We start from the raw sequence: 25,860 nt of genomic DNA, 5'->3' as shown, positions 1-25,860 counted from the left end.
ATAATCGTTATCTGGCACATCACCATTGTGAATATTGCTCGTGTCCTTCCGCACGCTCGACCTCAACCTGCTGAAAGTCTTCGAGGCGCTGATGACCGAGGGCAGCGTCACGCGCGCCGCCAGCGCGCTGACCATGACCCAGCCCGCGGTCAGCAACGCGCTCGCGCGGCTGCGCGACGCGCTCGGTGATCCCTTGTTCGTGCGCACCGCGAGCGGGATCCGCCCGACGCAGCGCGCCGTGGCGCTGTGGCAGCCGATCGGCGATGCCCTGGAACATGTCCGCCACGCACTCGACGAGGACGCCTTCGATCCGCGACAGACCCAGGCCGAATTCATCCTGTCGATGTCCGACTACGTTGCCTCGCTGGTGATGCCGCGGCTGCTCAACCGCTTCAGCGAAGTGGCGCCGTCCGCGCGCATCCACACCGTGCCCAACACCATCCTGGAGATCGGCGACCGGCTCGAGGACAACCGGGTCGATTGCGTGCTCAGCGTCTATGTCAACGAGGCGCAGCAGCCGCCGGCCGTGATCCGCTCACGCTCGCTGTGGACCGTCGAATATGCCTGCATGATGCGGCGCGACCATCCGCTGGCCAGGCAGAAGCGGCTCAACACCCGGAGTTTCCTTGCCGCCAAGCATGTCGATGTCAGCCTCGCCGGCAAGACGCTGCCGACCTACGACCAGTTTCTCGCCTCGCGCGGGCTGTCGCGCAATCTGGTCGCGACCGTCAACCACTACAACGCCGCCTACGAGATCGTGCGCCAGTCCGACCTGATCGCCGTGCTGCCGCGCGATCTCAGCGCGCAGTCCCGCCACGCGCCCCATCTGCACGCCATGCCGGTGCCGCTGCCCGCGCCGCCACGCATCGTCAGCCTGTTCTGGCACCAGCGCAACGACACCGTTCCCGCGCAACGCTGGCTGCGCGAGACGCTGGTGGAGATGTTCGCAAGGATGGAGTGACGGGCTGGATTTGGCCCGCTCCGGCGCCCGGACACCCGTGATCCCCGTAGCGGCACGGGGATGCTGATTAACGCTCCCACAACTCGGGTTTCGTTTCCGATTGACGCCATCGGGGACCGAGGTGGTAGGCTGTCGCCATTTCACGTGGCCATTTGAATGCGCGCGCTATTGGAACAATACCAGCTTTTGCTGGCGCCCTTGATCTTCGTGCCGTTCGAGCAACTCTTTGCGGCGAGGCAGCAGAAGATCTTCAGGCGTGGTCTTTCGACCGATATGGCCTTCCTGTTTCTCAACGGCTGGCTGGTGTTCATCGGCGTGACCGCGATCATCGCGGTGGCGACGCTGGTCAATCAAACGATCCTCCCCTCGCCAGTCAAGCAGGCGGTCAGCGATCTCCCGTATTGGGCTCAGGCGCCGATCGCGATCGTGATCGGGGACCTCGGCATCTACTGGACCCACCGCATTCTGCATGTCGTGCCCGCCATGTGGCGCATCCATGCCGTTCATCACGCCGTCGAAGAGCTGGACTGGCTCGCCGCGATCCACCAGCACCCGCTTGACGTGACCTTCATGAAGGTTGGTTCGCTGTTTCCGCTGTTCGCGCTCGGTTTCTCCGTTGAGGCGATCGGAACCTATCTTGCGATCTACTACTGGCAGTCCTGGCTCGCGCACGCCAACGTGCGACTGGGCTACGGCCCGCTGCGCCATGTCCTGGTGTCGCCGGAGTTTCATCACTGGCACCACAGCAGCGAGCGGGAAGCCAGGGACAAGAACTACGCCGGGCTGTTCTCGTTCTACGATGTGCTGTTCGGCAGCCTCTATCTTCCGGAAAGGCAGAAGCCGACGGCATTCGGCGTCGATCATCCGATGCCCACGAGCTACCTGGCACTTTTGGCCTATCCATTTTTCGCCTGGGCCTCGATGCTCAAGCGCGACGATCCGTCGGGCACCAGGCACCCGGTTGGCACGGAGGCTGTGCCCGGCACGGCAACACCGCCGGCGCACCAGGACGGCTGATCCTGATGATCTTCGCAGACTGTTCGCGATCACGACACTCAAGCGCGATGAGATCGGGTTGAATCCTCATCGCGCCTAGGCTCTTTGCTTGAGCATGATCTCCGCGCAAACGCGTCCCGCGTTTGTCGCGAGGGAAAACCGCTTCGCACTTTTCCGGATCCTGCTTTAGCCTCCGACGGTCGCGGATTTTCGCAACTCCTCGCCTGGAGCTGTCTCGCCGGCCTCTTGCCGGTATCTCGTCCAGATCAGCGCGATCACGGTTGCGCACATCATCGGGCCGAGAGGCGTGCGCACGAACGGGAAAGCGTATCCCAATACGAAGATGACGCTGACCGCGATCCGGAAGGCGCTTCGACCCGAACGCGACGCGAGGCGGCCCGCGGTGGCGTTCATGAGAAAGAGCAGCGCGACCACCAGGATCGGCATATCGTAGATCGCGAAGTAAGGAGAAATCAGCGGCGTTGCCGCCAGCAGGCTTGCGGCCTTTACGGCGAAGCTGACATGGCCGCGCCACAGGATCAGCACCCCGATCGTAACCACCGATGCGATGGCGACGTGGACCGCCATCGCCAAACCGTAGCCAAGGCCGGCGTCTCTCAAGAGCCCATAGATACTCTGAAGCTTGTACCACGGCAGCGCGCCACTGAGGTGGAATTGCGTCGTGGCGAAGGTGGCGGCCGCGCGGAATCCATCAAAGGTATCCCAACCGAAGATCAGTCCGGCGAGCAGCAGCAGCACCGGAATCACCAGGGCGGCGGTGATGACGACGCGCCAACGCCCGGTGGCGATCAACACGAAGGGAAGCAGAACGCCATATTGAGGTTTGAAGATCAGCAGCGCGATCAGGATTCCGCTGAGAAGCGGACGCCTGTCCAATGTCAGCAGGATGCCGCCGAGCAGCGATGCGGCGAGCAGTGCGCTTTGGCCGGAAATGAAGTCGTAGAATACAGGCGGAGCAACGAGTGCCAGCAGCAGCGCGCCGAAGCGTGGCCGGATGGCATAAGCGACAAGCAGCCAGCAAGACAGCTTTGCCGCGCTCCAGACCCAGAACGCAACCGGAAACGGCAGCAGCGCCAGCGGCGCCAGAACCAGGAAAAACACCGGCGGATAAAAGAACGGAACCGGCACCTGATCGTAAGGATACGGAGCGTGATTGAGGGATTGCACCCGGAGAACAAGTTGCTGATGCAGCTGCTCCCAATCGTAGGCCGCCGCCGCATGGCCTTCGAGCGCCATCGCGCCCGCGCCCCAGAAACATGAAAAATCAATTCCGGCCTGGCCGCCACCACCGAAAAATGCCGGTATCGAAACCAGGATCGAGACGCCAAGCAAGATGACGCAGGCAACCATCAGCGCCGGGTCATCTCCTGCAGAAACGTCCCAGTGCAAAATTTTCTTCATGTCGTCTGAAACGGCTCAATCATGAAATGGCGCAATCTATCATTTCACTCGCGGGCCGAGCAATGGAACGCCGGCGGCGGCCGGAGCTGTTTGCGCGGATAGGGTGAAGACGCAGGCGTCGAATGGGCGAGTAGGTTGTGGCCCGCCTTCGCTAACTTCGCTGCGATGGAGTTTTCTGGGCTTGCCGCGCCGTAGGATGTCAGTCCGTCTACGCTTTCGCTGGCGCTCAAGCTACGCCGGACACGCTTCGCCCTGACGGGCCCCGGCGCGGCTGCGCCACGCGTAGCCCGTCAGGGCGAAGCGTGGTGGGGGAGGCAGGACTCGAACCTGCGAAGCCATGAGGCGGCTGATTTACAGTCAGCTCCCTTTGCCACTCGGGACACTCCCCCGTCCAACAGCATCAGACCGGCCGCGCGAGTGGCGGCGGACCGGGTCATCGAAATGACGCTGATAACCGGCCGACCCGAAGCGGGTGCGCGGTCGGGCGCGTTTATGGGGGAAGGCGGTCCCCAAAGTCAACCAAGCCAGCGGCCTATTTGGGATACTTTTGCAGGCTCCGGCGATCTCTGTTCCAAAGTCGTGCGTCTTGCGGCTAGATTCTTGTTTTGTCGCGTTTTCTTCACGCGAACCGGACCCCACTTCGCTCGAAAACGCTGTGTAAAATTGCCAATATTCGGGAGCCGTGACACAAGCCTCACATGAGCGATCGCGACCGCAAACCCAATTTCCGAGGCAAGGGCGGTAAACCCTTCCAAAAAGGCCCGAAATTCGGCCGCCCGCCGGCCCGGCGGGACCGCGAATCCGGTTCCGACGGGCCGGTGATTCTGTATGGCTGGCACACGGTGTCGGCCGCGCTTGCCAACCCCGACCGCCATATCCGCAAGCTTTACCTCACCGAGAACGCGGCCAAGCGCCTCGCCGACGAAAACATCGCGACCCGCGTCGCCCCCGAGATCGTCCGGCCCGGCGACATCGACCGGCGCCTCACCCCCGATGCGGTGCATCAGGGCCTCCTGGCGGAGGCCGATCCCCTGCCCTCGCCCGGCATCGACACGCTGCCGCTGGAGGGCATCGTGCTGGTGCTCGACCAGATCACCGATCCGCACAATGTCGGCGCCATCCTGCGCTCGGCCGCGGCGTTCGCGGTGAAGGCGATCGTCACCACCGCCCGTCACAGCCCGGAGGCGACCGGCGTGCTGGCGAAGTCCGCCTCCGGCGCGCTCGAGCTCGTGCCTGTTGTCACCGTGCAGAACCTGGCGCGCGCGCTGAACGAGTTGAACGAGCGCGGCTTCCAGACCGTCGGCCTCGACAGCGAGGGCACGGAGGATCTCGGCAAGGCCGCGCTGCAAGCGCCGCTCGCGCTGGTGCTCGGCGCCGAAGGCAAGGGCTTGCGGCAATTGACGCGCGAGACCTGCCGCCTCGTCGCCCGCCTCGACATGCCCGGCGAGATCAAGAGCCTCAACGTGTCGAACGCCTGTGTGCTCGCGCTCTATATCGGCGCCAGCCGGCTCGGGCTGATGTGAACGACAAACGCCCGCTCGCGTGACGCGAACGGGCGCTGATGTCTTCGATCGATCGCCGGATCAGTAGTAGCGGCGCAGCACCGGATGGCCGTAGCGGCCGTAGCGATAGCCGTAGTGCGAACGGTAGCCGTAGTGATGGCGGTAGCCGTAGTGACGGTAGCCATAGCGGCGATAGCCGTAATATGGGCGGCCGTAGCCTTCGCGGTAGTACGGGCGCGGTGCCCAGTTGCCCGGACCGGTGTAGGTCGGTCCCTGGTTGACGTAATAGTACTGCTGCGCCGCGCTGGGATAAGCGGCATCCGGGTCGGGCAGACGTTCGACGGCGCCGTAACCGTAGCCGTAGCCACCGCAACCACCGCAGCCGTAATTCACGACGGGCGCGGAATAGCCGCAAGGGTTGAAACCGCACGCCATTGCGGGCGCGCTCAGCATGACGGCCACCGCCGCAATCAGTCCTTTGATCATTTGACGCATTACTCTCTCCTGTAGGTCTCTCTGTTCGTCGCGTAGCTCTTGATGGCTATTCAGGACCCCCGTTTCGCGGGGCTCTTGATTTCGGGCAGTTGATTTCAGAATCCTCGGGGTCGCGGTGGCCGCGGGAACGGGCGCGGCAGCGGCCGCGGCCCGTTGAACTCCGGCGCGTAGATCACCGGCGGCGGATCGACCGGCACGTTGGACTGTGCCGGCAGCGGAGCCGATTCCGCACCCCACGATTGATGATAGCTCTCGGCCGGCTTGGGCAGGCGGCGGTTGGCCGGCGGCTCGATCTCGAGGCGGCCGTAACCCGGCATGCGGCCGAGGCTCGGATAATAGTGGCCGACATTCGGCTGGGGATCGATCGGGCGGCCGCCATAGACGGTCGGCACCATCGACTCGTTGCGGGCGAGCCCCATCGCGCTTTCGACCACGGCATAGGAGGCGTCGACGCCGTTAATGATGATCGGCACGCCGGGCCGCACCGGCACGACAATGTCGAAGCCGCCGCCGGCCAGCGCCGTCGAGGTCATCGCAGCCAATATCGCCAGCGCAAGACTTGCGCGCATGTTCACCCAGCGTCCCGAATTGTTTCACCCGCAACCTAATCCAACGGCTTGGCGGAAGGGTTAAGGACGCCGGCCAAACTGCCGGTAAGCCTAACGCGTAAGCATCGGCATCCGGTCAATACGGCCGTGCGGAATCAGAAATCGTTAACGCGCGCCCCGGGAGCATGATCCGGAAAAGTGCGAAGCGGTTTTCACGCTCAAACAAGGAGCCGCCTACCCGTCAGGTGAAGGCGTTCTCGACGATCGAGTGGACGCCGATCGCGATCGTGACCGCGCCGACCGCCATTTGCAGGCCGCGATTGGCCCAGGTCAGCCAGCGCGCCGAGGCTGCGAGCGGCACCGCGATCACGCTGGACAGCACGCCCATGCCGATCATCGAGCCGATGCCGAACAGCGCGACATAGCCGAGCCCGATCACCGGACTTGGGGCCTGCGATACCGTCAGCACCAGGAGCGCCGCCGAGCCGGCCATGCCGTGCATCAGGCCGACCAGGAGCGTGCGCCAGCGGAAGCCGTGCGCATGGCTGTGCGCTGCGCGGACGTGCGGCACGGTGGACGCAGGCGCCACGGTGGACGCACGCGCCACGGTGGACGTGGCCGCCATGGCTTCACCGGCATGGCTGTGGGCGTGGAAGTGCGTGGTGCCGTCGCCATGCGAATGGGTGTGGAAGTGCACGCGGTCGCGCCACAGCCGCCACCACACATGCGCGCCGAGGCCGACCAGCATGATGCCGACCGCGGTCTCGATCGGCTGTGCGACCGTTTCCGGGATCGCGCGCCCGAGCAGGATCGCGGCGCCGGCAAAGATGAACAAAGTGAGCGTGTGGCCAAGCCCCCAGGTCAGCCCGTGCTTGACGATGTCACCGACATGGGTGCGGCGGGCCGCGATGCTCGATACCGCCGCGATATGATCCGGCTCCAGCGCATGCTGCATGCCGAGCAGAAAGCCAAGACTCAAGATTCCGAACATCAATCCCCCGCGTCGGCACCGACACCAGTTCGTTCACCGCTCTACACGCAATTCTCGTTAAAGGCAGCATGCTCCGGAACGCATCATGCGCACGAACCTGCAGAACTTCACACTGCTTTGAACACGGGGCAAGGCCGCGCTGGAACAGGCACGGCGCCGCGAGATTAGCTCTCGACGACGAGAGGAGATTTCGCATGACACAATTCAAAATCCTCGGCGCAGCAGCCCTGCTCGCCTCGGCGCTGGCGAGCCCGGCGATGGCGCAACAGACGATCGGCACCCCCGCGCGCTGCTCGAATGCATGGCCGGACGCCCGATGCCAGGCGATGGCACCGGCCACCACCCGCACCGCCTATCACCAGCGCATCGGTCGGCGGGACCAAGGCTGGCAGGGCAGCTACAACCGCTATGACCCCGGCCCGTTCGCGCCTGTCGACGCCGCGGCCCGCGTGGCCGGTGGTGTCGTCGGCGGCGCGGTCGGCACGGCGGCTGCGGTCGCCACCGCGCCGTTCGGCGGCCCCGACTATGCCCGCGCCCCGATCGGCGGCGCCGAATATGCGCGGCAGAACGGCTTTGTCTGCACCCCCGGCACCTGGTTCCGCGGCAGCGACGGCCGCCAGCATCCCTGCCAGTAGTTCAGCTGACAGGCCGACGGCGCAAAAGGCGGCCTGCGGGCCGCCTTTTTTGCTGCCAGGCCGATGCGCGCCGAATGATGGAATCCGGGCCGCGCACGTTCCGGCCTTCGGGCTCTGCTTGGGATCCTGGCCTTGGCGGTTCTGGCCTTGGTTCTGGCTCTGGCGCGCCAAGTCTGCTATGCGAGCGCGCAAATCATTCCCAATTCGCCGGCTTAGCTCAGCGGTAGAGCAGCAGTTTTGTAAACTGAAGGTCGGGGGTTCAATCCCCTCAGCCGGCACCAATTGGCTTGGATGTCCGCCGTCCCGGCCGCCGCGACACGGCTTCAGTCTGCCGAGATCGACCGTCGACCGCGGCAGCCCCGCCAGCTCGCAGGCGAATACGGCAGTTCCGAGCATGGGGAAGCGTGCTTCGAGGCTGCAGAGCTATCCGAAGCATGCTTCTTCGATGCCGACGCCGAAGCAGTCCGCTGCTGCAAATCCCTTGATGACCCTGTGAACGCCGACCGTCCTGCGGCCGATGCTGCCTTCAAACCGAAGTGCCTGGGCATCGCGTCCTCCATCCAGATATGCGCGGCCTACGCCGCGTCGTTCCCGGCTGCGATTCGAACACGTCGTCGCGATTCAATCAAAGCGCTTCGCCTGATTGCCCACAAGGTACAGAGCGAGCCGTAGTATTCCGGTTGTCGGGAATGCCACATCGTCGATCGCGCTCACATAGCCAATGCAACGACCTCTGCGCTTCGCAATGTCTTGCGTGAAGCCCTAGCGAGAACGTTGAGTACCCACGCGACGACTACTTGTGATTTTGTTCCCGCTGGCTATTGTTCCGGCACTTTCATCTTTGGGAATTTCAAAATGAAGATTGTTTTCTGCACCGCGATTGTCTTGTCCACGCTGGCCGTCGCTCCGGCGAGCGCCAGGGAGCGCAATGACAGCCCTCACTCCCAGGCCTGCATGGCCAAGAACGGCTTTACTCTCGATATGTGGCGCGCTCACTCCGCGGGCACCGACGCGCAGGTGCTGAGATACATTCAGTGTCGGGATCGGGTGTCCGCAGCACAGGCCAAGGCGATCGGCATTCGCGACCATAACTTCAGCGCGGGCTATCGATGAGCCTTGAAGGGGACATGAAAATCGCACTCGCCCTCGCTTTCCTTGCCGTCGGCTGCATCCCGGCGAGCGCCGCAGGCTGGACCTGCTCCGCCCCGGGTCTGATCTCGGGGTCGTATGATGGCGGCGATAGCGCCTACATCCATCTCACCGGCTTCTCGAACGGCAACAACTATCCCGTCGCGAAGAAGGGCAGCCGGGCCACCGGCACGACGAAGAACGGCACGCGCTTCGTCTGCACCCAACGCTAAGGCGCATCGCCAATCCTGATCGGCCGGAAATTGTCGCCGACCAGGCTTCACCATTTTGAGGAATCACCATGAGATTGCTGATCCTGCTCGCGACCTTCGCCGCCACCATTTCGGCGGCCACTGCCGAAACCGCTGTCGAGCGCCAATGCGCGTCGGGCAAATGCACCTGCTCCTTCATCGCGTCGACCTGCAAGACCTGGAATCGCACCCATGGCGGCGACCTCGCCGTCTGCGACAGCTACCGCGAGAGCTGCCTGCAGAGCGGCCGATGGGACGACAGAAACCGCCACATCGATGTGGTGGTGAAGCGCTGAGGCAGTTCGCCCTTTCCGAATCGGCGCTGCGCCGCAGGGGCCGGTTCGGAAAGCCGCCGCGACACCTCCCTGGCAGGAATCGTGGGATCCTTCCCGTAGGATCACCCATCCCTCGCCTTGCTTCTGTTCTTGCGGCCCCAAACGGGGTATGCAGAATGCGGGGTGGGACTCTGCCAATGACCTATTTGATCCTTGCCCGAGATGGCACCAGCCAAATCGTGCTGAAGCGCGACAGCGAAGACGCGGCCGAGAAGAAGGCACGCGAGCTGAAGGAGATGGGCTGGTTCGAAGTCGAGGTCCGCGAGGACAAGACGGGGCCCGCCACGTCGGCCCCGCCGGCGGATCGCCCACCGACGCTGCAATGACGCCTTGATGAACCTTTGCCGGGTGGCCCTTACAGATATGTGAGGAGCCGCCATCATGTCCGACACAGCACATTACCGCTTCCAATCCGATCAGGCGCGACGGCTGGCCCGGCAGGTGACCGACGCCGCGGTGCGCGAGAAGCTGCTGGAAATGGCCGAGGAATATGGCCGCTACGCCGACCTGATCGAGGCCCGCAGCATCGAGCAGGTACCCGCCGCGGTGGCGGCCCACTAAACCCACCCCGTTCCGGCCGGCTCACTCCTCTCCTGATGCTCGCTCTTAAGGTGAGGCCAAATCAGCTCGACAACGCCCTGAGGATTTGTTCGGAACGTTATGCCCGCTCACGCGATTTTCCTCGCATGAGGGTCCGCGAATCCGACCGCAATCTGCTGCTTCTGGGCACGTTCACGCTGCTCAGCGTGGCCGCGGCCGGCCTCGTCGCCCTGCTCGATCCGGCACCCGCGCCGGCGAACCCCGCGCCCCGGCCGGCCGCGAATCAAGCATCTGCGGGCGGTCAGCCCCCGGTCCGGATCGTCGGTACCCCGTTCGTGCCGAACACCAATCCCCGTCAGCGCTGACCCGTCCACCACGCGCGGCGTGTCACAATTATGTCACCGCGCCTACCAAACAGGCGTCTTCGTCAACCATCATGATGACGAGCGCTTGATTCCGCGCGGTTGCTTTGCTGGAATCCGCGCGCTCAAGGTGCGCCATGAAGTGGATGAAGGAACGCGATCTCCTGATCGCGCAGACAATGGCCTTCGTACAGTCGGTGAAGGGCAAGCTGCCCGACGCCGAGCCGCTGGCGCCTGCCCCGCAGACGGAGGTGCCGCCTGCCGCAAAGCCGACCGCCGCGCCACCCGCTGCTACACCTGCACCCGTCGCCGCGTTGCCAACCGCCGCTGAACAGGCCCTGGCCGAGGCGATCGCCACGTTCAGCGTCAAGCCTGCGGCCGAGGTGCGGGCTGCGGTCGTGCCGCCTCCGCTTCCGGTGCCGACCGTGCTCGAGGGCCTGCCCCCCGCTCCGTTGGCGGTGACGGTCGTCGAAGTCCCGCCTCAACCGGCGCAGCTGCCGCATTTTGCCAGGCTCGACATCAGCGGCGACTTCGGATCCGAGGTACGGGAGCGGGTTGCCAATTTCCGCGCCCAGCAGCAGCGCTTCCTGAAGGAGCGCGAGGAATACTGCACCACGACCATGGCCAAGGTCCGCGCCGCGATCAACGAGCTGCCGCGCTCGGGCAAGTAAGCGGGCCCCCTTTTTGCCGGATCGGTCCGGGTCCGTTGGGCTTCAGCCGCGCTCGCCCGATTTCACCGGTTCGGTCAGAAAGCGTCCGCCCGATCGCGTCAGCGTCGGCTCTTCCACTGCGTCGAGGGCAGGCTGCTTCCCCTCCATCATGGATCGCAAGCCGGCGATCGCCTTGGTCATGCGTTCGGCGTATTTCACCGCGGCGCCGTCGACGAACTCTCGATCCTTTGGCTTAGGCTTGGCGACCCGCAGCTCCAGATGCGTCATTCCGTTTGGACCGTCCAGAACGGCGCGAGTCATCACGATCCGCGGCGCGCCCGGAATTGGAAGCGTGATGCCCACCGTAAAATAATCGGTCGGGCGCCAATCGAGCATCTCCTCAACGACGGTATGGTTGCCGTGCATACAGTGGTTCTTGGTGCCGAGACCACGACGTCCCTTGCCGGAATCCTCGACGATGGCGTCGGCGTCCCACCATTTCTGCCATTGCCCGGGCACGGTGAAAAACTCCCACACCGTCTGCCGCGGCGCGGCGATGTCGAATTCCAGCATGGCGTAGGCATCGCCACGCGTCACCTGCATCCGGGTTTGCGCATCTTCCTGCCGCCACGCCGCTTCGAGATCGCGCGCCCACAGCGTCACGTCGCCGATGACGTCGATGGTTTCGTGATGGGCGATGAGACCCTGCGCGACCGGATCGACGCCGATCGCGCGGATGGCCGCGTCGCTGTAGAGCGCATATGCGCGCCCGCCGATCTTCTCACCAATCGTGTTCTTGAGCAGCCGGTGGACCAGAATGACGTCGCGCCCGGCGAGCTCCTCTCTCCCGCCCATCTTCTGCTTCACCATCTCGCCATGATGAATAACGAACTTGAAATCGAGATCGCCCATCGCGACGCAGGCCTGACACTCGCAAGTCGAGGCCTGGCGCACGTCGCGCAGGCGCCGCCGGAATTTGAAATAGGCGCCCTCGATCGCGTCCTGCAGCAGCGAGCCGTCGATTGCTTCGGCGGTGGTGTAGACGAACGCGGCATCGCCTTCGAACTTGGCGAGGCGGAATGGCGGGCGCAGCGCTTTCACCACCGTATCCATGAAATCGGCGATGATGTCCTGCGCATGGTCGAGCTCGACCGCCGCGAGGAAGTTGGTATAGCCGGAGATGTCGGCAATCGCGAAAAAGGCCGCTTCAGCCTTCGGAAGCATGGGGACCTCCTGCGCAACCGGTTCACGCCCAATCGTGCGGATGCGCAGTCTGTCATACCGCGCCGCCCGAGGTCGAGGACCAAAGCAACCCTGGGCGTGCGCTAGCGGCCGCCGATCTTCTCCAGCACCGGCAGCAGGTGCTTGAGAAACTCACTCGGATTCTCGCTCATCGGGAAATGGCCGAGGCCTTTCATGATGGTGGCCTCGGCTCCGGCAATGCTGTTCGCGACCGCCAGCGTCTCTTCCGGCGTACAGGAATAGTCGTACTCGCCCGACAGCAGGAACAGCGGGCAACGTCTCGTGTCGATCTCGGCGACGCGGGCGCGAATGTCGCCGTCGACCTTGTAGAAATAGAGGTCGCCCTTGAACACGCCGGGCCCGCCTTGCATGTAGTGCCACAGCGTCTCCCACCGCTCCTTGTCGGGTGCGTCGGGGCCGACGAGGCCCGAGACGATGGCGGCGGCGACCTCGCCGCCATGCACGTCCGGCCGGTGCAGGAAATTCAGGTCGTAATAGGGATCGACATGCGCGCCGGCCTGCAGGCCGATGATGGCGCGGAAACGTTCGGGATGCTCGAGCGCGAGATGCAGCGCGATCCGGCCGCCGATCGAGCAGCCGATCACGATCGGCCTGTGGAGGTCGAGCGCGTCCATCACCGCCAGGATCATGGTCGTGTATTGCGCGGAGGTGAGCTGGTATTCCTCGTCGTGCCAGCCCTGCGGCGGCGACGACTTGCCGTGCCAGGGCATGTCGAAGGCGATGACGCGGTGGTTGCGCGTGACGCGCGCATCGTTCATCAGGCCGCGATATTGCCGCCCGTCGGCGCCCGCGGTGTGCAGGCAGAGCAGCGGCGTGCCCTCGCCCGCCTCCTCGACATAGACGCGGTGGGCCCGGCCGAACAGCTCCAGATGCATGTAGCGGCCGACGATCGGTTCGAATTTTGCGCTCATGCGGCCACTCCCTCGCGGCGCAGCTTGCCGAGCGCCTCCTTGAAGTAGCGCAGGTTCGCCATGAAGATCTGCAGCTCGCCCTCGGCTTTCAGCACGCGGCGCTTGATCAGCGCCATCAGGTCGTTCGAGCCCGGCGGCGGCCGCTTCTCGCAGAACCGCTCCCACTCCGCCTGCGAGGTGCGCAGCGCGAACGACGACGAGGGCATCACGAACGGGCCCTTCGTCACCGCGACGATCCGGCCCTCATGGATCGCGATCAGCCAGGCGGCCGCGCCGATCTCGAGCAGGAATGTCGTGGTGAGGTAGCGGCCGCGCCGCACCAGGCCGGCATCGCCATTGACCCGTTCCTTCAGCGTATCGATCATATCAGCTCCCCCGATCGCGGCCCGTCCGCGCAGGGCGCAGCGGGCGCTTGTTCTGGCGGCAATGATGGAAGGAATGCAGGTGCCGTCAATCGCCAGCGGCGCCACGCGGCCCCGGCGATTTCGCGTGGCCGCCACATCCAGATTTTGGCGAGAGCCGGCAGATCCAGGGGTCAGGAAATCTAGAGCCAGGACCAGACCAGCGCCACGTTCGCGGCGCAGGCCGCGAGCAGCGCAACCGCAAGGGCGAGCTGCACGCGTTCGTAAGGAGGCTGGTGGATCGCTCTCATGGACCGGAGCATCCGGCGATTCTACCCGGAGAGTCCCGGGGATTCTTTTTTCGGGGATTTACCACCCGTTAAGGACTCAGGGCCCCTGCGCGAAAGGGCCGAAATGACTCATATTTTCAGAGGCTTGCCGCGGATGCTCGCTCACGGTTCCGTGACCGGAACGGCGATATTGCCTGAAACCCAAAACGGGTGCTGGCGTTGTCGGTTGTTTGGGGAACGACGAATGCCGTACGCGCTGTTTTATCAGGACGCCAAGCTGAGCAAGGCCTACCCGACCGAGGCGGATGTCTGGACGCTGGCCAGGAAATCAGGCCTGGTGGTGGATGCCGTCTCCGAGGAGGAGAAGTCAGCGCCCCGCCCGGTGCTGGATAACGACTACGAAATCCGGCCGTGTCAGCTCGACCCGAACGAGGATCCGGCCAAGAACAAGGCCGATGCCGATCGCGAAGCGCGACTGGAGCCGCGGTTGAACTAACAGACGTTGGGTTGGCCGGCGCGCAGCGGCGGACCGGGGATGCAATGGGTGCGGTCGCCCCGCCCCTATGGGGTTGCCGTCGCCAGCGAGGCCTGTTCGGCGGCGAGCGAAACGCAAATCTTCCGCCGATGCAGACCCCGGATCGCGCCGGTCACCTTGAGCACCTTGCCAGCCGAGCAGGACGCGTCCTGCACGAACACGACCTCATAAGGCGCGAGCGCCAGGGGTTCGGATTTGAGGATAGTTTGGGCAAGGCACGGCACGGAGACCGCAGAGAGGATCAGCCCTAACGCAAAACTACGCATGTTCGTTTGTCCACCAGCCCGGCGATCGCATAATAGCGCAGCACGATGAAAGTTCCGTGCAATGCAGGAATTATTTTTTGCATTGCACGATCAGGCGTGAACATCAGCTGAATGAGACAGCGTCAGACAAACAAAAAGGCCGCCCCGAAGGCCGGCCTTTTCATTGATGCGATGAAGCCGCGATCAGTAGCGGGAGCCGACCGGGCCACCCCAGCCGAAGCGGTAGTTGACCCCGAGCTTGACGGTGTGCTCGTCGTTCCGGAAGCTAGTCCCGACGAGGTCGGCCGGGCCGCTGGTGAAGTTGGTCTTGCCGAAATTGTAGTACTGGTATTCGGCCTTCGCCGACCAGTTCGGAGCGAACATGTATTCGAGGCCCGCGCCCACCGTATAGCCGTCCTTGTGGCCGCCATCGGTGGTGAAGGACGCCGGCACGCCGCCGACCGACGCGGTGATGTTGTTGTTGTCGCGCCAGGCATAGCCGCCCTTGGCGTAGAGCAGCGCCGGACCCCAGGTGTAGCCGAGGCGGCCGGTCACCGAACCGAGCTGGTCGGTGTTGCCGGTCACCAGCGTTCCGCCCGGGAGCAGCACGCCGTTGTTCGAGGAGCTGGGCAGCCAGGAATACTGCGCCTCGACGCCCATCACCCAGTTCGGGGCGAACTGATAGTCGAAGCCGCCCTGCACGCCACCCATGAAGCGCGCGTCGCTGCCCATCAGGTTGTTGCCGTCGGTGAACGCGCCGCCGACATGGCCGCCGATATAGAAACCGGTCCAGTTGTAGACGACCGCGGGGGCGGTATAGGGCGGCGGTGCCTTGGTATAGGTGCGGGCCGGCATATCAGCCGCAAACGCCGGGCTCGCGAGAGCGGCCAGCGCGACCGTGCCGAACAAAAACTTCTTCATTTCTGGTCCCCGTTACTAACGCTGCGCTATTAAGCCAAACAACGTGACCTCAATTAGGTTGCTTTGGGGCAATGCCGGACCCGTGATGTTTCCGAGCTGTGACAGGGTCGCAACAACGCCCGTTTGTTCCTTGGCACAGCGAGATTTTTCACCGGTTAAGCAACCGCATCTCGGCTGCATGTAAGTCGCAGACGGCTAAGTTGAAGTTCAACGCTCCCCGAAAAGTGATCGGAGTTCGCTAACGTTTCGATCAGGGTTGCGACAAGCCGCCGCGCAGAAGCGCGATCAGATCACGCTTCTGCCTCTTGTTCGGGCATGATCTTTTCGGAAACCCGCTTCACACTTTTCCGGATCATGCCCTAGCGCGACATCTTTTCCAGTTCCGGAAATGCCGCGTAGGACGCGCCGGCGCAGGGCTCGGCGGGGTTGTCGAGGATGCGGTCGAGCCGGCCGTCGACAAACAGGACACCGCGCTCGCGGGCCGGCCGGTAATTGCCGTCGGTATCCTTCGCGCTGTAGCGCAGGCACACGACGTAGCGCAGCCGGCCGCCGATCGTGCGCTGCGCCGGCTCGGCGATAGCAGCCTCGCGGACCCCGACCGGATTGTTCAGGTAGGTCCGCATGAAGGCGAGGATCTGGTCGCGGTACCGGTCCGGGAACGGCTGGTTGGCGACGCCCCGGTCATCGGTGAAGGTGGTCGGCCCGCCGCCGTCGTCGCTGGTGAGGCAGCCGGCGAGCGGAAGCGAGAGCAGCAGGATGGCTACCAGTTGTGATGAAATCCGCAAACGACGCTGTTCCCTGAGTCCCCGGAGGCGTCTCATAAACTGCCGGGCGGCCGAAGGGAATTCGCAAGTCGGTTATTCTTCGCCCGGGTTCACAACCGGAGCCGGACGCACTCCGGCCCGTCGCCATTGGGGAAGCAATGGACGGACGGGCCGGTTCTGCATCCAAAAGGCGCAGCGGGGCAATGTGGATCGAAACTACGCCCCTCGGATCAGATTCAACCGCGCTTGGGTCAGCCGCGTTTGGCCGGCGCGACGTGCTTGGTCGCGACCTTCGCACGGACGTGCGTGGTCGCATGCTTCGGCGACTTCACCTTCAGCATGCCCATGTGCTTGTGGTGGCGATGATGGCGATAGTGCTTGTGGTGCATCTTGGCGTTGGCGTTGCGCACCTTCGACGGCAGCTGCTCGCTCTTGATGACGGGGGCGGCCTTGGTCGCGGGGGCGGTCGTGGTCGCCGGCGCGGGCGTTGCGGCCTTGCCGGTCTCGGCGGCGAGCGCGGGCGCTGCGATCACGGACATGGCGAGCAGCGCGGCGGAAATCGTCTTCAGCATGATGGTCCTCCTCGTCGGGATCGAGAGGTTTCCGGCCGGATGGTCGGCCTCACCGATCAATGCATGTGACCTTAGGGACCGCGCGCTGAACCGGTTCTGAAGGACCCTGACGGACTTCATTCATGTGAATGACATCTCTGTCATGTTCTCCTCCACCGCCGGAAAAGCAGGATCACGCAATCGTGGGATCGGCCGGGAATGTTCTGCACCCCTGGGTGTTCAAGTCATCAGGCTTCGGTGTAGGATTACCGAGCACGATCAGGAACGATCAGGAGCAACCAGGAATGAGCAGGAAGACGAAGTTTTTGGGCCTCGCAGTGCTCTCGATGACGCTCGCCTCCGGGCCAGTCATCTCGGCCTATGCCGCGGGCAGCGACAATCCCTCGCCGCCGGCTTCCGACAGCGGCAGCAGCAAGGGCAAGAAGGCGAAGAAGGACAAGAGCTCCGCGATCGACGATCAGAAGTTCCTGGCCAGCTATCGCGCCGCCTACACCACGATCTACGACAAGCACGACTACACCGCCGCGATCGAGCAGCTGAAGGCGCTCGGCCAGGATGATCGCGCCGACGTCGCCAACCTGATCGGCTACTCCTATCGCAAGCTCGGCGACTACAAGGTCTCGCAGATCTGGTACGAGCGCGCGCTGAAGGCCGACCCTGCCCATGTGCGCACCTGGCAGTATTACGGCCTCTGGCAGGTCGAACAAGGCAACCGCGATCAGGCGCAATACCACCTGAACCGCATCGCGCAGCTCGCCGGCACCAACAGCGACGAATATCGCTCGCTCGCCGCGGCGCTGGAGAAGCCCCCGGGCACCGGCCTGGTTTACTGAGTTAAGGCAACCGCTTTCGAGCCGGCGTGGTCGCGACGACTGCGCCGGCTTTTTGCTGTGCTGTAGGATGGGTAGAGCCGACGGTCCGCGCAAAGCGCGGCCCGATGATAAACTCCGCGAAACCCATCGTCTGTCACCGTGGCGCGAAGTCGATGGGTTTCGCTTCGCTCTACTCATCCTACGAATTTACAAATCGCGAGCGAGATCAGCCATTCTCGCAGCATACGCATCGAGCACGTCGTCGGCGCTGTAGACCTGGCGCGCCGCGAAATCATCGCGCAGGCCGAGCCGCGCCGATGTCCTGAGCCGTGCGGCGGTCGCTTCCGTCATGATCGGTTGCAGGCCGATCTCGCGCAGCCCCTCGGCGACGCCATCCATCTCGACGGCGCGGCGCTCGGCGTGCAGCACATCGGTGCGCACGCACATGTCGACGAATTTGCTGTAGCGCGTCGCGTCCATCGGTTCGCAAATGCCGCGCAGCGCTTCGCTGCGCACCCCCGCGAGCGAGGCGGCGGTCAGCGCCTCCACGATCAGCGCCTCCATGCCCTTGGTCACCACGCTGCGCAGCATCTTCACCGCCGCCGCCGTGCCGGCCTCCAGGCCGGCGAGCTCGATCGTGAAGCCCAACGGCGCAAACAGCTCGGCGAAGCGTGCGGCGCCGTCGCCGGAGCAGTACAGCGGCACCGCCGCACCGTAGATGCTGACCGCGCCCATCAGGTTGGCATCGACGAAGCCACCACCGTTCGCTGTCACCGCATCGCCCACCAGCCGCTTGGCTCTGGGCGTGGAGGCGTTGACGTCGACCACCAGCATCCCGGGCCGAACCAGGCCGGCGATGGCCTGCCCGACCGGCACGGCCGTTGCGACCACGACCGCGGAGAACACGATGTCGGCGCGCGCCATCAACGCGGACAGGCTGTCCACAAGCTCAACGCCGCGGGCGGACGCGATGCTCCGGAACGCTTCCGAATATGGCGGACGATGGGTCTTGCCCTCGCAAAACACCAGCGGTGCGGATTCCTGCCTGCCTGCGAGATGCGCCGCGAAGCATTGCGCGGCCTCGCCGAAGCCGACGAAGCCGATACGCCGTTGGGTCATGGCAACCTCTCGCGTCATGCTTTGAGCGCGCGCTTGCGATCGCTGTATCGCGCTCGGTGGCAAGAGATTCAAAGGCAAGAAGTGTGCCGGGCACATGCGCCATGACCGAAAAGGCGCTGCGTTTCACGACGTCGCGCCGATCCCGACGACGCGCCTTCGGCGACCGAGCATGGTGAGCATCACCAGCGCACCGATCGAGCAGGTGAGCGCCAGCTCGAGCACGGCGTTGCTGCCGAACCGCGTCAGCAGACCGGCCAGGACCGGCGGCGCCACCGCCGAGATCAGGTTGAGCGGCAAGGCGATATGCGACGTCGCCTTGGCGAACGCGCTCCTGTCGTAGAACACCAGCGGAATCGTCGCGCGTGCGACCGCAAGCGCGCCGCTGCCGAGGCCATAGATCAGGATGAAAGCCGCAATCGCCAGATGGCTGCCGTGGCCGACGATCAGGATCAGCATCGCGACCGGCAGCAGCGTGCCGGCGACGAGCCCCGTGGTGATGCCGTCCCAGCGGCCGCCGCCCATGAAGTCGATTGCGCGTGCCGACACCTGCACGATTCCGAGGGTGGAGCCGAACGCGACCGCCTCGGGTGCCGACAGCCCCTGCGCCTTCAACAGTTCGACCAGCACCGCGCTGAACCCAAAGCTGACGAAGGCGTTGAGCGCGATTGCTGCGACCACCAGGAAGAACGTGCTTCTGGCCGGCGGCGACGCGGCCGACCGGTCCGGTGGCAATGCTGGTTCGGCCGCGTTGGCCAAGCGGCGCGGCAGCCCGAAGCTGTAGAGCGGCAGGCAAACAAGGACCATCGCCGCGGCATAGAGCAGGCAGGTGCTGCGCCAGCCGATGGCTCCGGTGAGGAACGCGGTTGTCGGCCAGAAGATGCTGCTGGAAAGTCCGGTGACCAGCATCAGCGCGCCGATCGCCCCCTTGGCGTTCCGCCCGGCCACCTCGTTCAACATGATGTAGGCGGCCGTGCTCAGTGCCGCGCTTCCGGCAATACCGAGGACTGCCCAGGCGACGAAGTAGAGCGCGGCCTGATGCGCGCAGGCCAGCACGACGAAACCGAGCGCGGCAATCACGCTGCCGATCATCATGACGCGCCGCGCGCCAACGCGCCGGAACGGTTCCGCCAGCAACGGCCCGCACAGGCCCATCGTCACGTACAGGGTCGACGTGCCGGCAAACACCATCGGGAGCGAGATGTGGAGATCAGCCGCAATCCGGTTACCGGCAATGGCCGGCAGACCGAGGATCCCCCAGCCGAACACTTGCGCCACGGCAAGGACAAGAAGCACTCCGGCGGTGTGCCGATCCATTCCCGGGAATTGGGCCCGGTTCTTCCCCGCCATGAACCTGTCCACCGCGTTTCAGCCAAACGCCTTGGCTAGCCGATGCGGCATGACGATATCATGACTGATGCCGCCCGAACCGGCCCAGACCCGGTGACGTCCCCAGGATTACGAGGGTGATTACGGATAATGCTCGAGGCGACGATCGGGCTTTGGCGGGCGGCTCGCCCCCACCGTGTTGCCCGCAGCAGCGCCGGCATCCGGCTTTGCCGGACGCGCGGCCTTCTCCACCGGCGGCCCGCTGTCGCCGGTCTTCTTGGCGCTGTTCAGCGCCTGACCGGTGGTGGTCACATTGGCGGCCTGCCCGGCCCCCGCCGAGCCGGCCGAAGGGCCGGAGCTTTGCGCCAACACGGTTCCCGACAGCACCAATGCCGCCATCAGTATTGCCGCGTTGATTGTCATTGAGGGGGCCTTCTGTGCGCGAATGATGCACAGCAACGCGCCGCTGCCACGGACGTTCCCCCGGAGCCATCATTTAAGGTAAATGCGCGGCAAATTTCTGCCCTGGCGCGGCCTATCTTGCGGCCTCATCAGCCATGCGCCGCTGACGGGCTGCGTAGCGCCGCCTCGCGATACTCGGTCCATGCCTGCCGCAGGATTTGCACCGACGAGGTGAGGAATATCATCGCCATCACGGCGGCGACGGCAAGATCAGGCCAGGCCGAGACCGATCCCCACACGCCGAGAGCAGCCGCCATCACGATGAGGTTTCCGATCGCGTCGTTGCGCGAGCAGAGCCAGACCGAGCGGACATTGGCGTCGCCGTCCTTGTACGGCAGCAGAAGCAGAACCGAGCCTAGATTGGCCGCGAGTGCCAACATGCCGATGGCGCCCATCACCTCGGCTTTCGGTACGCCGAGCACGAACGTCTGGTAGACGGTCGAGCCGAATACCCACAACGCCATCAAGCTCAGCGACGCGCCCTTCAGCAGCGCGGCGGAGGCGCGCACACGCAGGCTGGCGCCGATCACCGCAAGGCTCAGTCCATAGGTGACCGTATCGGCAAGGAAGTCGAGCGCATCGGCCTTGAGCGCCTGCGATCCGGCAAGCTGCCCCGCGATCATCTCGGTCAGGAACATCGCGCCATTGAAGCCGATGACCGTCCAGAGCACGCGCTTGTAGCGCGGATCGAGACCGTCAAAGACCGGAACGCCGCCTGAGCAGCCGCACGAATCGGCCGCGCGATCGCGGTCCCCTGCCCGCACGCCGGCCTTGATCGGCAGCGTCAGCCGCGGCGGTGCGCAGCATTCGGTCGTCTTCTGCCCGCAGCAATCGTTCATGGCTCGTCCTTCCAGACGACAGGATAAGGCCTGCCACGCAAGCCATTCAAGCCGATCCGTCTGGAACAGCTCTGGCGATCATGCGTCGCGGATTCAAGGGCCGCCGGCTGGGTTCAGCCGACAGCCCAACCTGTTGATGCGGGCCGTCGCCTCACTTCGCCTTCTGGATCGCGGTGACGGTGTAGCCGCCGTCGCCCTCCTTGGCCTCGAACCGGACCTTGTCGCCGACCTTGACCTGCTTCAGCAGTGCCGGATCCTTGACGCGGTAGACCATCGTCATCGGCGCGTCCATGCCAAGGCTCTTGGCCGGGCCGTGCTTGAGCGTGATCTTCCCGGCGCCCTCGTCGATCTTCTTGACCTCGCCATCGATATCGGCGCCCTGCGCGAAAACAGCGCCCCAAGGCACACTCCAAGTCAACGCCAGCGCAAGCGAGGCCGCGCCCGCGATCCGGATGATCCTGTTCATGGTTGTTGTGCTTTCTTTCGTTGCTGGTTTCATTTCACGATGACGCGGCCGGTCATCCCGTAGTCGCGGTGATCCGGGATCAGGCAGGAATATTCAAACGTTCCGGCCTTGGTGAATTTCCAGACGATCTCCGCACTCTTCTTCGGTGCGAGGCGAACGCCGTTCGGATCGTCATGCTCCATATGCGGATGCTTCTTCATCACTTCGGCATGCTTCAAATTCTCTTCGGTGGTCGCGAGCAGAAATTCATGATCCTCGGTGCCGGCATTGCGGATCACGAAGCGAATCTGTTCGCCGCGCTTGACCTCGATGCGGAACGGCGTGAACTCCATCTCCTTCATCTCGACCTCGACCGTGCGCGAGGGCTTGCTCGGATCGCCGGGCTCGCCGGCCGAATAGGATTCGTGGCCGTGCTTCTCGTGGCCGCGCGACGGCGCGGCGGTTACCGACAGCGCGATCAGCGCGACGCCGATGCTGGTGAGTTGCTTCACTGGATTCTCCATTTTTGTGTTTGATGCTTGTTGTTGGTGAGTGAGCTGGGTCCGCTACATCTTCATTCCCTTCATCGATGGCTTCGCTTTTTGCTCGGGCGCCGCCGGCGGTTGGCGCGCGGGCTCGGCGGCCGGCGCCTCGATCTCATAGGCAACCGTGCCCGCCGGATATTTGTACGGTCCGGGGTCGGCGTAATCGTCGCGGCCGAGCCCCTGGCGGATCTTCATCACCGTGAACATGCCGCCCATCTCGATCGGCCCGAATTGTCCGGTGCCGGTCATCATCGGCAGCGTGTTGTCGGGCGCGGGCATCTCCATGTTGCCCATCGCCATGCCGGTCGATCCCATCACCATCGCGTCGGGCGCGAGTTTGCCGACCGCCTTCGCCAGATCCTGGCGCGACACGCCGATAAAGTTGCGCATGTCGTGGCCCATCGCGTTCATGGTGTGGTGCGACTTGTGACAGTGGAACGCCCAGTCGCCCGGATTGTCGGCGAGCATGTCGAACGCCCTGACCGCGCCGACCGGCACGTCGGTCGTGGTTTCCGGATATTGCGCTGACACCGGCACCCAGCCGCCGTCGGTGCAGGTCACCGCGAAATTGTGCCCGTGCACATGGATCGGATGGTTGGTCATGGTCAGGTTGCCGATCCGCACGCGGATCCTGTCGCCGAGCCGGATCGGCATCGGATCGATGCCGGGATAGACGCGGCCGTTCCAGGTCCACATGTTGAAATCGGTCATCTCGTTGACCTTCGGCAGATAGGTGCCGGGGTCGATGAGGTAGCTGCTCATGATGAAGACGAAGTCGCGGTCGACGGGACGGAACGCCGGATCGCGCGGGTGCACGATGAACATGCCCATCATGCCCATCGCCATCTGCACCATCTCGTCGGAATGCGGGTGGTACATGAAGGTCCCGCTGTTCTTCATCTCGAACTCGTAGACGAAGGTCTTGCCCGGCTTGATGTGCGGCTGGTTGAGCCCGCCGACGCCGTCCATGCCTGACGGCACGATCATGCCGTGCCAGTGCACCGTGGTGTGCTCCGGCAGTCTGTTGGTGACGAAGATGCGGACCTTGTCGCCCTCGACCGCCTCGATGGTCGGCCCCGGCGCCTGGCCGTTATAGCCCCAGAGATTGGCCTTCATGCCGTCGGCGAATTCGCGCACCACGGGCTCGGCGACGAGATGGAATTCCTTCCAGTCGCCGTTCATCCGCCACGGCAGCGACCAGCCGTTGAGCGTGACGACCGGCCGGTAGTCGGGCCCGCTGGTGGGATGCAGCGGCGGCTGCATCACCACCTTGTCCATGGTCGGCGCTTCCGGAATGGCGGCGGCCTGGACGCGGCCGCTGACCGCGCTTGCCGTGACCAGCGCCGCGCTGCCGAGAAATCCTCGTCGTGAAAACATGTGCTGCTCCATTCAATGACCGCCGCCGGCCGCGGGCTGCGCGGCCGAGGCGATGGAAGACGGTGTCGAAGCTGCGCCGGCCGCGCCGCCGCCGTTGATCGCGGTCTGCAGCTCGGATTGCGCCAGCCAGAAGTCGCGCTTGGCGTCGATCGCCGCGCGCAGTGAGGCGAGCCGCTGCCGCGCTTCGGTCAGAAGCGCGAACACGTCGACCTGCATGCTGGAGAAGCGCAGCTGCATCTCCTCGGTGATGATCTGCCGCAACGGCAGCACCTCGCGCTGGTAGTGGCGCGCGATGTCGTAGGTCGAGCGGTGGACGCGGTAGACATCGCGCGCCTCGGAGCGGACGTTGATCGCCTTCTCGGTCAGGCGGTTCATCGCCTGGCGGTAGGTCTCCGCCGCCTGGCGTACCCTCACCTCGCCGCCGTCGAAGATCGGAATCTGGAACTGGACGTCGAAACCGCGCTCCCTGAACGGCGGGCCTTCGGGATCCTGCGTCCGCCTGTCGATGCCGGCGACGTCGAGCAGCGTGACGAAGCGCGTCGCCTCGGTGAGATCGAGCGCCTTGGCGAGCGCGACGATTTCCATCCGCGCGATCTGCAGATCGACGCGGTGACCGACCGCGGCGATCTCGATCGACGGCTGTTCCAGCGGCCGCTTGGGCAGCGGCGGCAGCCGGTCCGGAATCCGGAAGCCGAGATCGCCATCCCACAATCCGAGCAGCCGCGCCAGCCGCTCGCGCGAACTCGCCGCATTCTGCCGCGCGCTGGCGAGGTCGGCGGTGATCTCGGCGTAGAACACCTGCTCGCGGGCCTGGTCGAGCTTGTTCATACCGCCGGTCTCGCCGAGCTTTTTTGCGAGCTGCGCGGTTGACTCCGCGGTTGCCTTCGCATCCGTCAGCAGCGCGACCGTCTCGTTCGCGGCCACCGCCGCGACATGGCTGCGCCGCACCTCGGCGGCAAGCCGCAAGGTGGCGAGCGCAGCCTTGAGCTGCGCCTGGCGGAAGCGCTCGCGCGCGATTTCTGAGCGGGCCGGAAGGGTCGCGAGCGCGAGGATGTCGCCGACCACCTGCCGCTCGACCTCGCTGGCGCCGTTTCCGGTGATGCGGGAGACCGAGAAGGTCGGGTTCGGCGGCAGGCTGTCGGCGACGTAATCGGTCTCCGCCAGCGCCAGCTCGTTATAGGCGGCCTGCAGCCCCTTGTTGTTCAAGAGCGCGACCTGCACGGCGGCATCCGCCGTCAAATTGCGCGCGAGCAGCCGTTTCACCGCGGCGTCGACGCTCGCGGCCCCCTCTCCGCTGCGAACGAAGGCGACGTCCTTGCCGATCGCCTGCTCGGTCACCTCGGAGACGACGCCCATGCCGCTGTCGGGCGAGAACGACGCGCATCCCGCGAGCGCGGATGTCAGCAGCAGGATCGGCGCGATGGCCGGATATCGCATGGCGCCCTCCTACCGATCCGACGTCGAACTGGCCGGCGGCGTCACGCCGTCATTGCGCTCGCGCCACGGCAGCGGCGTCGCCGGACGCAGGCTGCTGTAGGGTGTGATCGTCGGGCGGTAGCCGACGCCGGCCGTCCCCGCCGCCGGGTTCGCCGGATCGCTTGCGACCGCAACCGGCCGGCCGTCGGCCATGCAGCCGGCCAGCGGCGCAGATGCGAGGATGGCGGCGGCCATCCGCGGCAGCAATGTGGGTGGCGCGCGCAAGCCAAGCCTGGTGGCCACGGCGGCGAGCCTCGCCCCGAGATGCGAATACATGGATCTGTCCCGATCATCAGATGAGCAATCGGCATGCGCCCGCGTGCGCGCGGCGCAGCCACGATGTCAGCGAAAGATCAGGCGATGGGGGGACGATAGAGGCGCGCCGGCGCCTCGCTCCGCAAGCTCTGACGAGCCTCGCAAAGGCGCGTGGCGATCGGGTGCAAGGGCGTTGCGACGAAGGGAAGATCGGCCGGCAGCGCCGATACGCACATCAACGCGCAGCACGGCCCCGGTGCGGTCTTGCCATCGTGGCTGTGCTTCGCAGGCGGCGCAGCATCATCGGCCGCTTGATGCATCTGCATGCCGCCATGATCGTGGGCGGCATGATCGTGCGCGACGCCTTCGGCATGCGCCATCGGCATCGACGCCGCGTGCACATGCGCCGCGGCAGCCGGCTGGACCTCATCGGTCAGGCACGGAAACGGCGCCCCGAATGCGAGCGCGAAGGACGGCGCGAGAACGCAAAACAGATAGGCCAGGATGATGGCTGTCTCTTATACACATCTCCGAGCCCACGAGACT

At 64.9% G+C, this 25,860-nt stretch carries 35 protein-coding genes and 2 tRNA genes; 16 read left to right on the top strand and 21 right to left on the bottom strand.

All coding sequences use genetic code 11. The features are described 5' to 3' along the window. Window positions 1–34: 34 nt before the first annotated feature. Both PMN64_RS22090 and PMN64_RS22085 read left to right on the top strand, forming a co-directional pair. Window positions 35–961, top strand: a complete 927-nt coding sequence (locus tag PMN64_RS22090) for a LysR family transcriptional regulator (protein ID WP_028335380.1) — start codon at window positions 35–37, stop codon at window positions 959–961. Window positions 962–1,117: 156 nt separating this feature from the next. Continuing rightward, window positions 1,118–1,978, top strand: a complete 861-nt coding sequence (locus PMN64_RS22085; protein ID WP_411782155.1) for a sterol desaturase family protein — start codon at window positions 1,118–1,120, stop codon at window positions 1,976–1,978. A gap of 165 nt (window positions 1,979–2,143) precedes the next feature. Here the strand turns inward: PMN64_RS22085 and PMN64_RS22080 are convergent, their stop codons facing one another. After that, window positions 2,144–3,379, bottom strand: a complete 1,236-nt coding sequence (locus PMN64_RS22080; protein ID WP_411782154.1) for a glycosyltransferase family 87 protein — start codon at window positions 3,377–3,379, stop codon at window positions 2,144–2,146. A 303-nt stretch (window positions 3,380–3,682) separates the two neighbouring features. Beyond that, a tRNA-Tyr gene (locus tag PMN64_RS22075) sits at window positions 3,683–3,768 on the bottom strand. Between the two features lie 309 nt (window positions 3,769–4,077). Between PMN64_RS22075 and PMN64_RS22070 the strand changes: the two genes are divergently transcribed. Further along, window positions 4,078–4,902, top strand: a complete 825-nt coding sequence (locus tag PMN64_RS22070; RefSeq protein WP_411782153.1) for a TrmH family RNA methyltransferase — start codon at window positions 4,078–4,080, stop codon at window positions 4,900–4,902. A gap of 60 nt (window positions 4,903–4,962) precedes the next feature. On the opposite strand, the gene PMN64_RS22065 is transcribed toward PMN64_RS22070, so the two are convergent. The 3 genes from PMN64_RS22065 to PMN64_RS22055 all read right to left on the bottom strand — a co-directional run bounded on the left by PMN64_RS22065 (window position 4,963) and on the right by PMN64_RS22055 (window position 6,915). Beyond that, window positions 4,963–5,376, bottom strand: coding sequence for a hypothetical protein (locus tag PMN64_RS22065; RefSeq protein WP_411782152.1), 414 nt, complete (start codon window positions 5,374–5,376; stop codon window positions 4,963–4,965). A gap of 95 nt (window positions 5,377–5,471) precedes the next feature. Then, window positions 5,472–5,945, bottom strand: coding sequence for a hypothetical protein (locus PMN64_RS22060; protein ID WP_018272262.1), 474 nt, complete (start codon window positions 5,943–5,945; stop codon window positions 5,472–5,474). A gap of 220 nt (window positions 5,946–6,165) precedes the next feature. After that, complete coding sequence (locus tag PMN64_RS22055; protein WP_411782151.1) at window positions 6,166–6,915, bottom strand: urease accessory protein; 750 nt, start codon at window positions 6,913–6,915, stop codon at window positions 6,166–6,168. Window positions 6,916–7,109: 194 nt separating this feature from the next. On the opposite strand from PMN64_RS22055, the gene PMN64_RS22050 reads away from it, so the two are divergent. The 10 genes from PMN64_RS22050 (at window position 7,110) to PMN64_RS22005 (ending at window position 10,837) form a co-directional block, all read left to right on the top strand. Then, the gene (locus PMN64_RS22050; RefSeq protein ID WP_411782150.1) at window positions 7,110–7,550 is read left to right on the top strand and encodes a hypothetical protein; all 441 of its coding nucleotides are present in this window, start codon (window positions 7,110–7,112) and stop codon (window positions 7,548–7,550) included. A gap of 206 nt (window positions 7,551–7,756) precedes the next feature. Continuing rightward, window positions 7,757–7,831 (top strand) — tRNA-Thr (locus PMN64_RS22045). Between the two features lie 10 nt (window positions 7,832–7,841). After that, entirely contained in the window at window positions 7,842–8,222 is a 381-nt protein-coding gene (locus PMN64_RS22040; RefSeq protein WP_411782149.1) for a hypothetical protein, read from the top strand. A 183-nt stretch (window positions 8,223–8,405) separates the two neighbouring features. Beyond that, window positions 8,406–8,663 (top strand): hypothetical protein, encoded by a 258-nt coding sequence (locus PMN64_RS22035; protein ID WP_411782148.1) that lies wholly within the window; start codon window positions 8,406–8,408, stop codon window positions 8,661–8,663. Window positions 8,664–8,677: 14 nt separating this feature from the next. Then, a complete protein-coding gene (locus PMN64_RS22030; RefSeq protein WP_411782147.1) occupies window positions 8,678–8,911 on the top strand; it encodes a hypothetical protein in 234 nt (77 codons plus the stop codon). A 68-nt stretch (window positions 8,912–8,979) separates the two neighbouring features. Next, window positions 8,980–9,225 carry a hypothetical protein gene (locus PMN64_RS22025; protein WP_411782146.1) on the top strand — a complete coding sequence of 82 codons (246 nt, stop codon included), beginning with the start codon at window positions 8,980–8,982 and terminating at the stop codon, window positions 9,223–9,225. Window positions 9,226–9,401: 176 nt separating this feature from the next. Continuing rightward, complete coding sequence (locus PMN64_RS22020) at window positions 9,402–9,590, top strand: hypothetical protein (protein WP_411782145.1); 189 nt, start codon at window positions 9,402–9,404, stop codon at window positions 9,588–9,590. A 55-nt stretch (window positions 9,591–9,645) separates the two neighbouring features. Continuing rightward, a complete protein-coding gene (locus PMN64_RS22015) occupies window positions 9,646–9,825 on the top strand; it encodes a hypothetical protein (protein WP_038383198.1) in 180 nt (59 codons plus the stop codon). Between the two features lie 125 nt (window positions 9,826–9,950). After that, a complete protein-coding gene (locus PMN64_RS22010) occupies window positions 9,951–10,169 on the top strand; it encodes a hypothetical protein (RefSeq protein WP_411782144.1) in 219 nt (72 codons plus the stop codon). Window positions 10,170–10,303: 134 nt separating this feature from the next. Beyond that, window positions 10,304–10,837 (top strand): hypothetical protein, encoded by a 534-nt coding sequence (locus tag PMN64_RS22005; protein ID WP_411782143.1) that lies wholly within the window; start codon window positions 10,304–10,306, stop codon window positions 10,835–10,837. 42 nt (window positions 10,838–10,879) lie between these two features. On the opposite strand, the gene PMN64_RS22000 is transcribed toward PMN64_RS22005, so the two are convergent. The 3 genes from PMN64_RS22000 to PMN64_RS21990 all read right to left on the bottom strand — a co-directional run bounded on the left by PMN64_RS22000 (window position 10,880) and on the right by PMN64_RS21990 (window position 13,355). Further along, window positions 10,880–12,040: a DUF2652 domain-containing protein gene (locus tag PMN64_RS22000; protein WP_411782142.1), complete on the bottom strand. Its 1,161-nt coding sequence runs from the start codon at window positions 12,038–12,040 to the stop codon at window positions 10,880–10,882. A 101-nt stretch (window positions 12,041–12,141) separates the two neighbouring features. After that, on the bottom strand, window positions 12,142–12,990 hold the full coding sequence (locus tag PMN64_RS21995) for an alpha/beta fold hydrolase (protein ID WP_411782141.1): 849 nt from the start codon (window positions 12,988–12,990) through the stop codon (window positions 12,142–12,144). After that, window positions 12,987–13,355 (bottom strand): hypothetical protein, encoded by a 369-nt coding sequence (locus PMN64_RS21990; protein WP_050384776.1) that lies wholly within the window; start codon window positions 13,353–13,355, stop codon window positions 12,987–12,989. The genes PMN64_RS21995 and PMN64_RS21990 overlap by 4 nt, the downstream gene beginning before the upstream one ends. A gap of 510 nt (window positions 13,356–13,865) precedes the next feature. Between PMN64_RS21990 and PMN64_RS21985 the strand changes: the two genes are divergently transcribed. Further along, window positions 13,866–14,117 carry a hypothetical protein gene (locus tag PMN64_RS21985; protein WP_028342643.1) on the top strand — a complete coding sequence of 84 codons (252 nt, stop codon included), beginning with the start codon at window positions 13,866–13,868 and terminating at the stop codon, window positions 14,115–14,117. A gap of 65 nt (window positions 14,118–14,182) precedes the next feature. On the opposite strand, the gene PMN64_RS21980 is transcribed toward PMN64_RS21985, so the two are convergent. The 4 genes from PMN64_RS21980 to PMN64_RS21965 form a co-directional block, all read right to left on the bottom strand. Further along, a complete protein-coding gene (locus PMN64_RS21980) occupies window positions 14,183–14,422 on the bottom strand; it encodes a DUF6719 family protein (protein ID WP_026192929.1) in 240 nt (79 codons plus the stop codon). Window positions 14,423–14,605: 183 nt separating this feature from the next. Then, the gene (locus tag PMN64_RS21975; protein ID WP_411782140.1) at window positions 14,606–15,322 is read right to left on the bottom strand and encodes an outer membrane protein; all 717 of its coding nucleotides are present in this window, start codon (window positions 15,320–15,322) and stop codon (window positions 14,606–14,608) included. A 359-nt stretch (window positions 15,323–15,681) separates the two neighbouring features. Beyond that, a complete protein-coding gene (locus PMN64_RS21970) occupies window positions 15,682–16,107 on the bottom strand; it encodes a hypothetical protein (protein ID WP_411782139.1) in 426 nt (141 codons plus the stop codon). A gap of 230 nt (window positions 16,108–16,337) precedes the next feature. Beyond that, complete coding sequence (locus PMN64_RS21965; protein ID WP_038383214.1) at window positions 16,338–16,658, bottom strand: His-rich protein BRANT; 321 nt, start codon at window positions 16,656–16,658, stop codon at window positions 16,338–16,340. A 284-nt stretch (window positions 16,659–16,942) separates the two neighbouring features. Here PMN64_RS21965 and PMN64_RS21960 point away from each other — a divergent pair, with 284 nt between their 5' ends. Continuing rightward, entirely contained in the window at window positions 16,943–17,491 is a 549-nt protein-coding gene (locus PMN64_RS21960) for a tetratricopeptide repeat protein (RefSeq protein WP_304495915.1), read from the top strand. Between the two features lie 186 nt (window positions 17,492–17,677). Here the strand turns inward: PMN64_RS21960 and PMN64_RS21955 are convergent, their stop codons facing one another. From PMN64_RS21955 to PMN64_RS21915, 9 genes are all read right to left on the bottom strand, one after another. After that, complete coding sequence (locus tag PMN64_RS21955; protein ID WP_411782138.1) at window positions 17,678–18,589, bottom strand: DUF1932 domain-containing protein; 912 nt, start codon at window positions 18,587–18,589, stop codon at window positions 17,678–17,680. A gap of 123 nt (window positions 18,590–18,712) precedes the next feature. Beyond that, entirely contained in the window at window positions 18,713–19,936 is a 1,224-nt protein-coding gene (locus PMN64_RS21950) for an MFS transporter (protein WP_411782137.1), read from the bottom strand. 120 nt (window positions 19,937–20,056) lie between these two features. Next, complete coding sequence (locus tag PMN64_RS21945) at window positions 20,057–20,338, bottom strand: hypothetical protein (RefSeq protein ID WP_411782136.1); 282 nt, start codon at window positions 20,336–20,338, stop codon at window positions 20,057–20,059. Between the two features lie 128 nt (window positions 20,339–20,466). Beyond that, a complete protein-coding gene (locus PMN64_RS21940) occupies window positions 20,467–21,216 on the bottom strand; it encodes a cation transporter (RefSeq protein ID WP_411782134.1) in 750 nt (249 codons plus the stop codon). Between the two features lie 151 nt (window positions 21,217–21,367). Further along, window positions 21,368–21,682, bottom strand: a complete 315-nt coding sequence (locus PMN64_RS21935) for a copper-binding protein (RefSeq protein WP_411782133.1) — start codon at window positions 21,680–21,682, stop codon at window positions 21,368–21,370. A 29-nt stretch (window positions 21,683–21,711) separates the two neighbouring features. Beyond that, on the bottom strand, window positions 21,712–22,185 hold the full coding sequence (locus tag PMN64_RS21930) for a cupredoxin domain-containing protein (protein WP_411782132.1): 474 nt from the start codon (window positions 22,183–22,185) through the stop codon (window positions 21,712–21,714). 42 nt (window positions 22,186–22,227) lie between these two features. Continuing rightward, on the bottom strand, window positions 22,228–23,583 hold the full coding sequence (locus PMN64_RS21925; RefSeq protein WP_411782131.1) for a multicopper oxidase family protein: 1,356 nt from the start codon (window positions 23,581–23,583) through the stop codon (window positions 22,228–22,230). Between the two features lie 12 nt (window positions 23,584–23,595). Next, on the bottom strand, window positions 23,596–25,020 hold the full coding sequence (locus PMN64_RS21920) for a TolC family protein (RefSeq protein WP_411782130.1): 1,425 nt from the start codon (window positions 25,018–25,020) through the stop codon (window positions 23,596–23,598). A gap of 9 nt (window positions 25,021–25,029) precedes the next feature. Beyond that, a complete protein-coding gene (locus PMN64_RS21915; protein ID WP_411782129.1) occupies window positions 25,030–25,335 on the bottom strand; it encodes a hypothetical protein in 306 nt (101 codons plus the stop codon). Between the two features lie 251 nt (window positions 25,336–25,586). Here PMN64_RS21915 and PMN64_RS21910 point away from each other — a divergent pair. Next, on the top strand, window positions 25,587–25,860 hold a 274-nt coding region (locus tag PMN64_RS21910), incomplete at its 3' end, for a hypothetical protein (protein WP_411782128.1).

It is taken from the genome of Bradyrhizobium sp. UFLA01-814 (assembly GCF_046718885.1).
In the GTDB taxonomy this organism is placed as follows: Bacteria; Pseudomonadota; Alphaproteobacteria; order Rhizobiales; family Xanthobacteraceae; genus Bradyrhizobium; species Bradyrhizobium elkanii.
The sequence above is the reverse complement of the archived record's forward strand: the minus strand, read 5'-3'. Positions and strand labels throughout refer to the sequence as shown.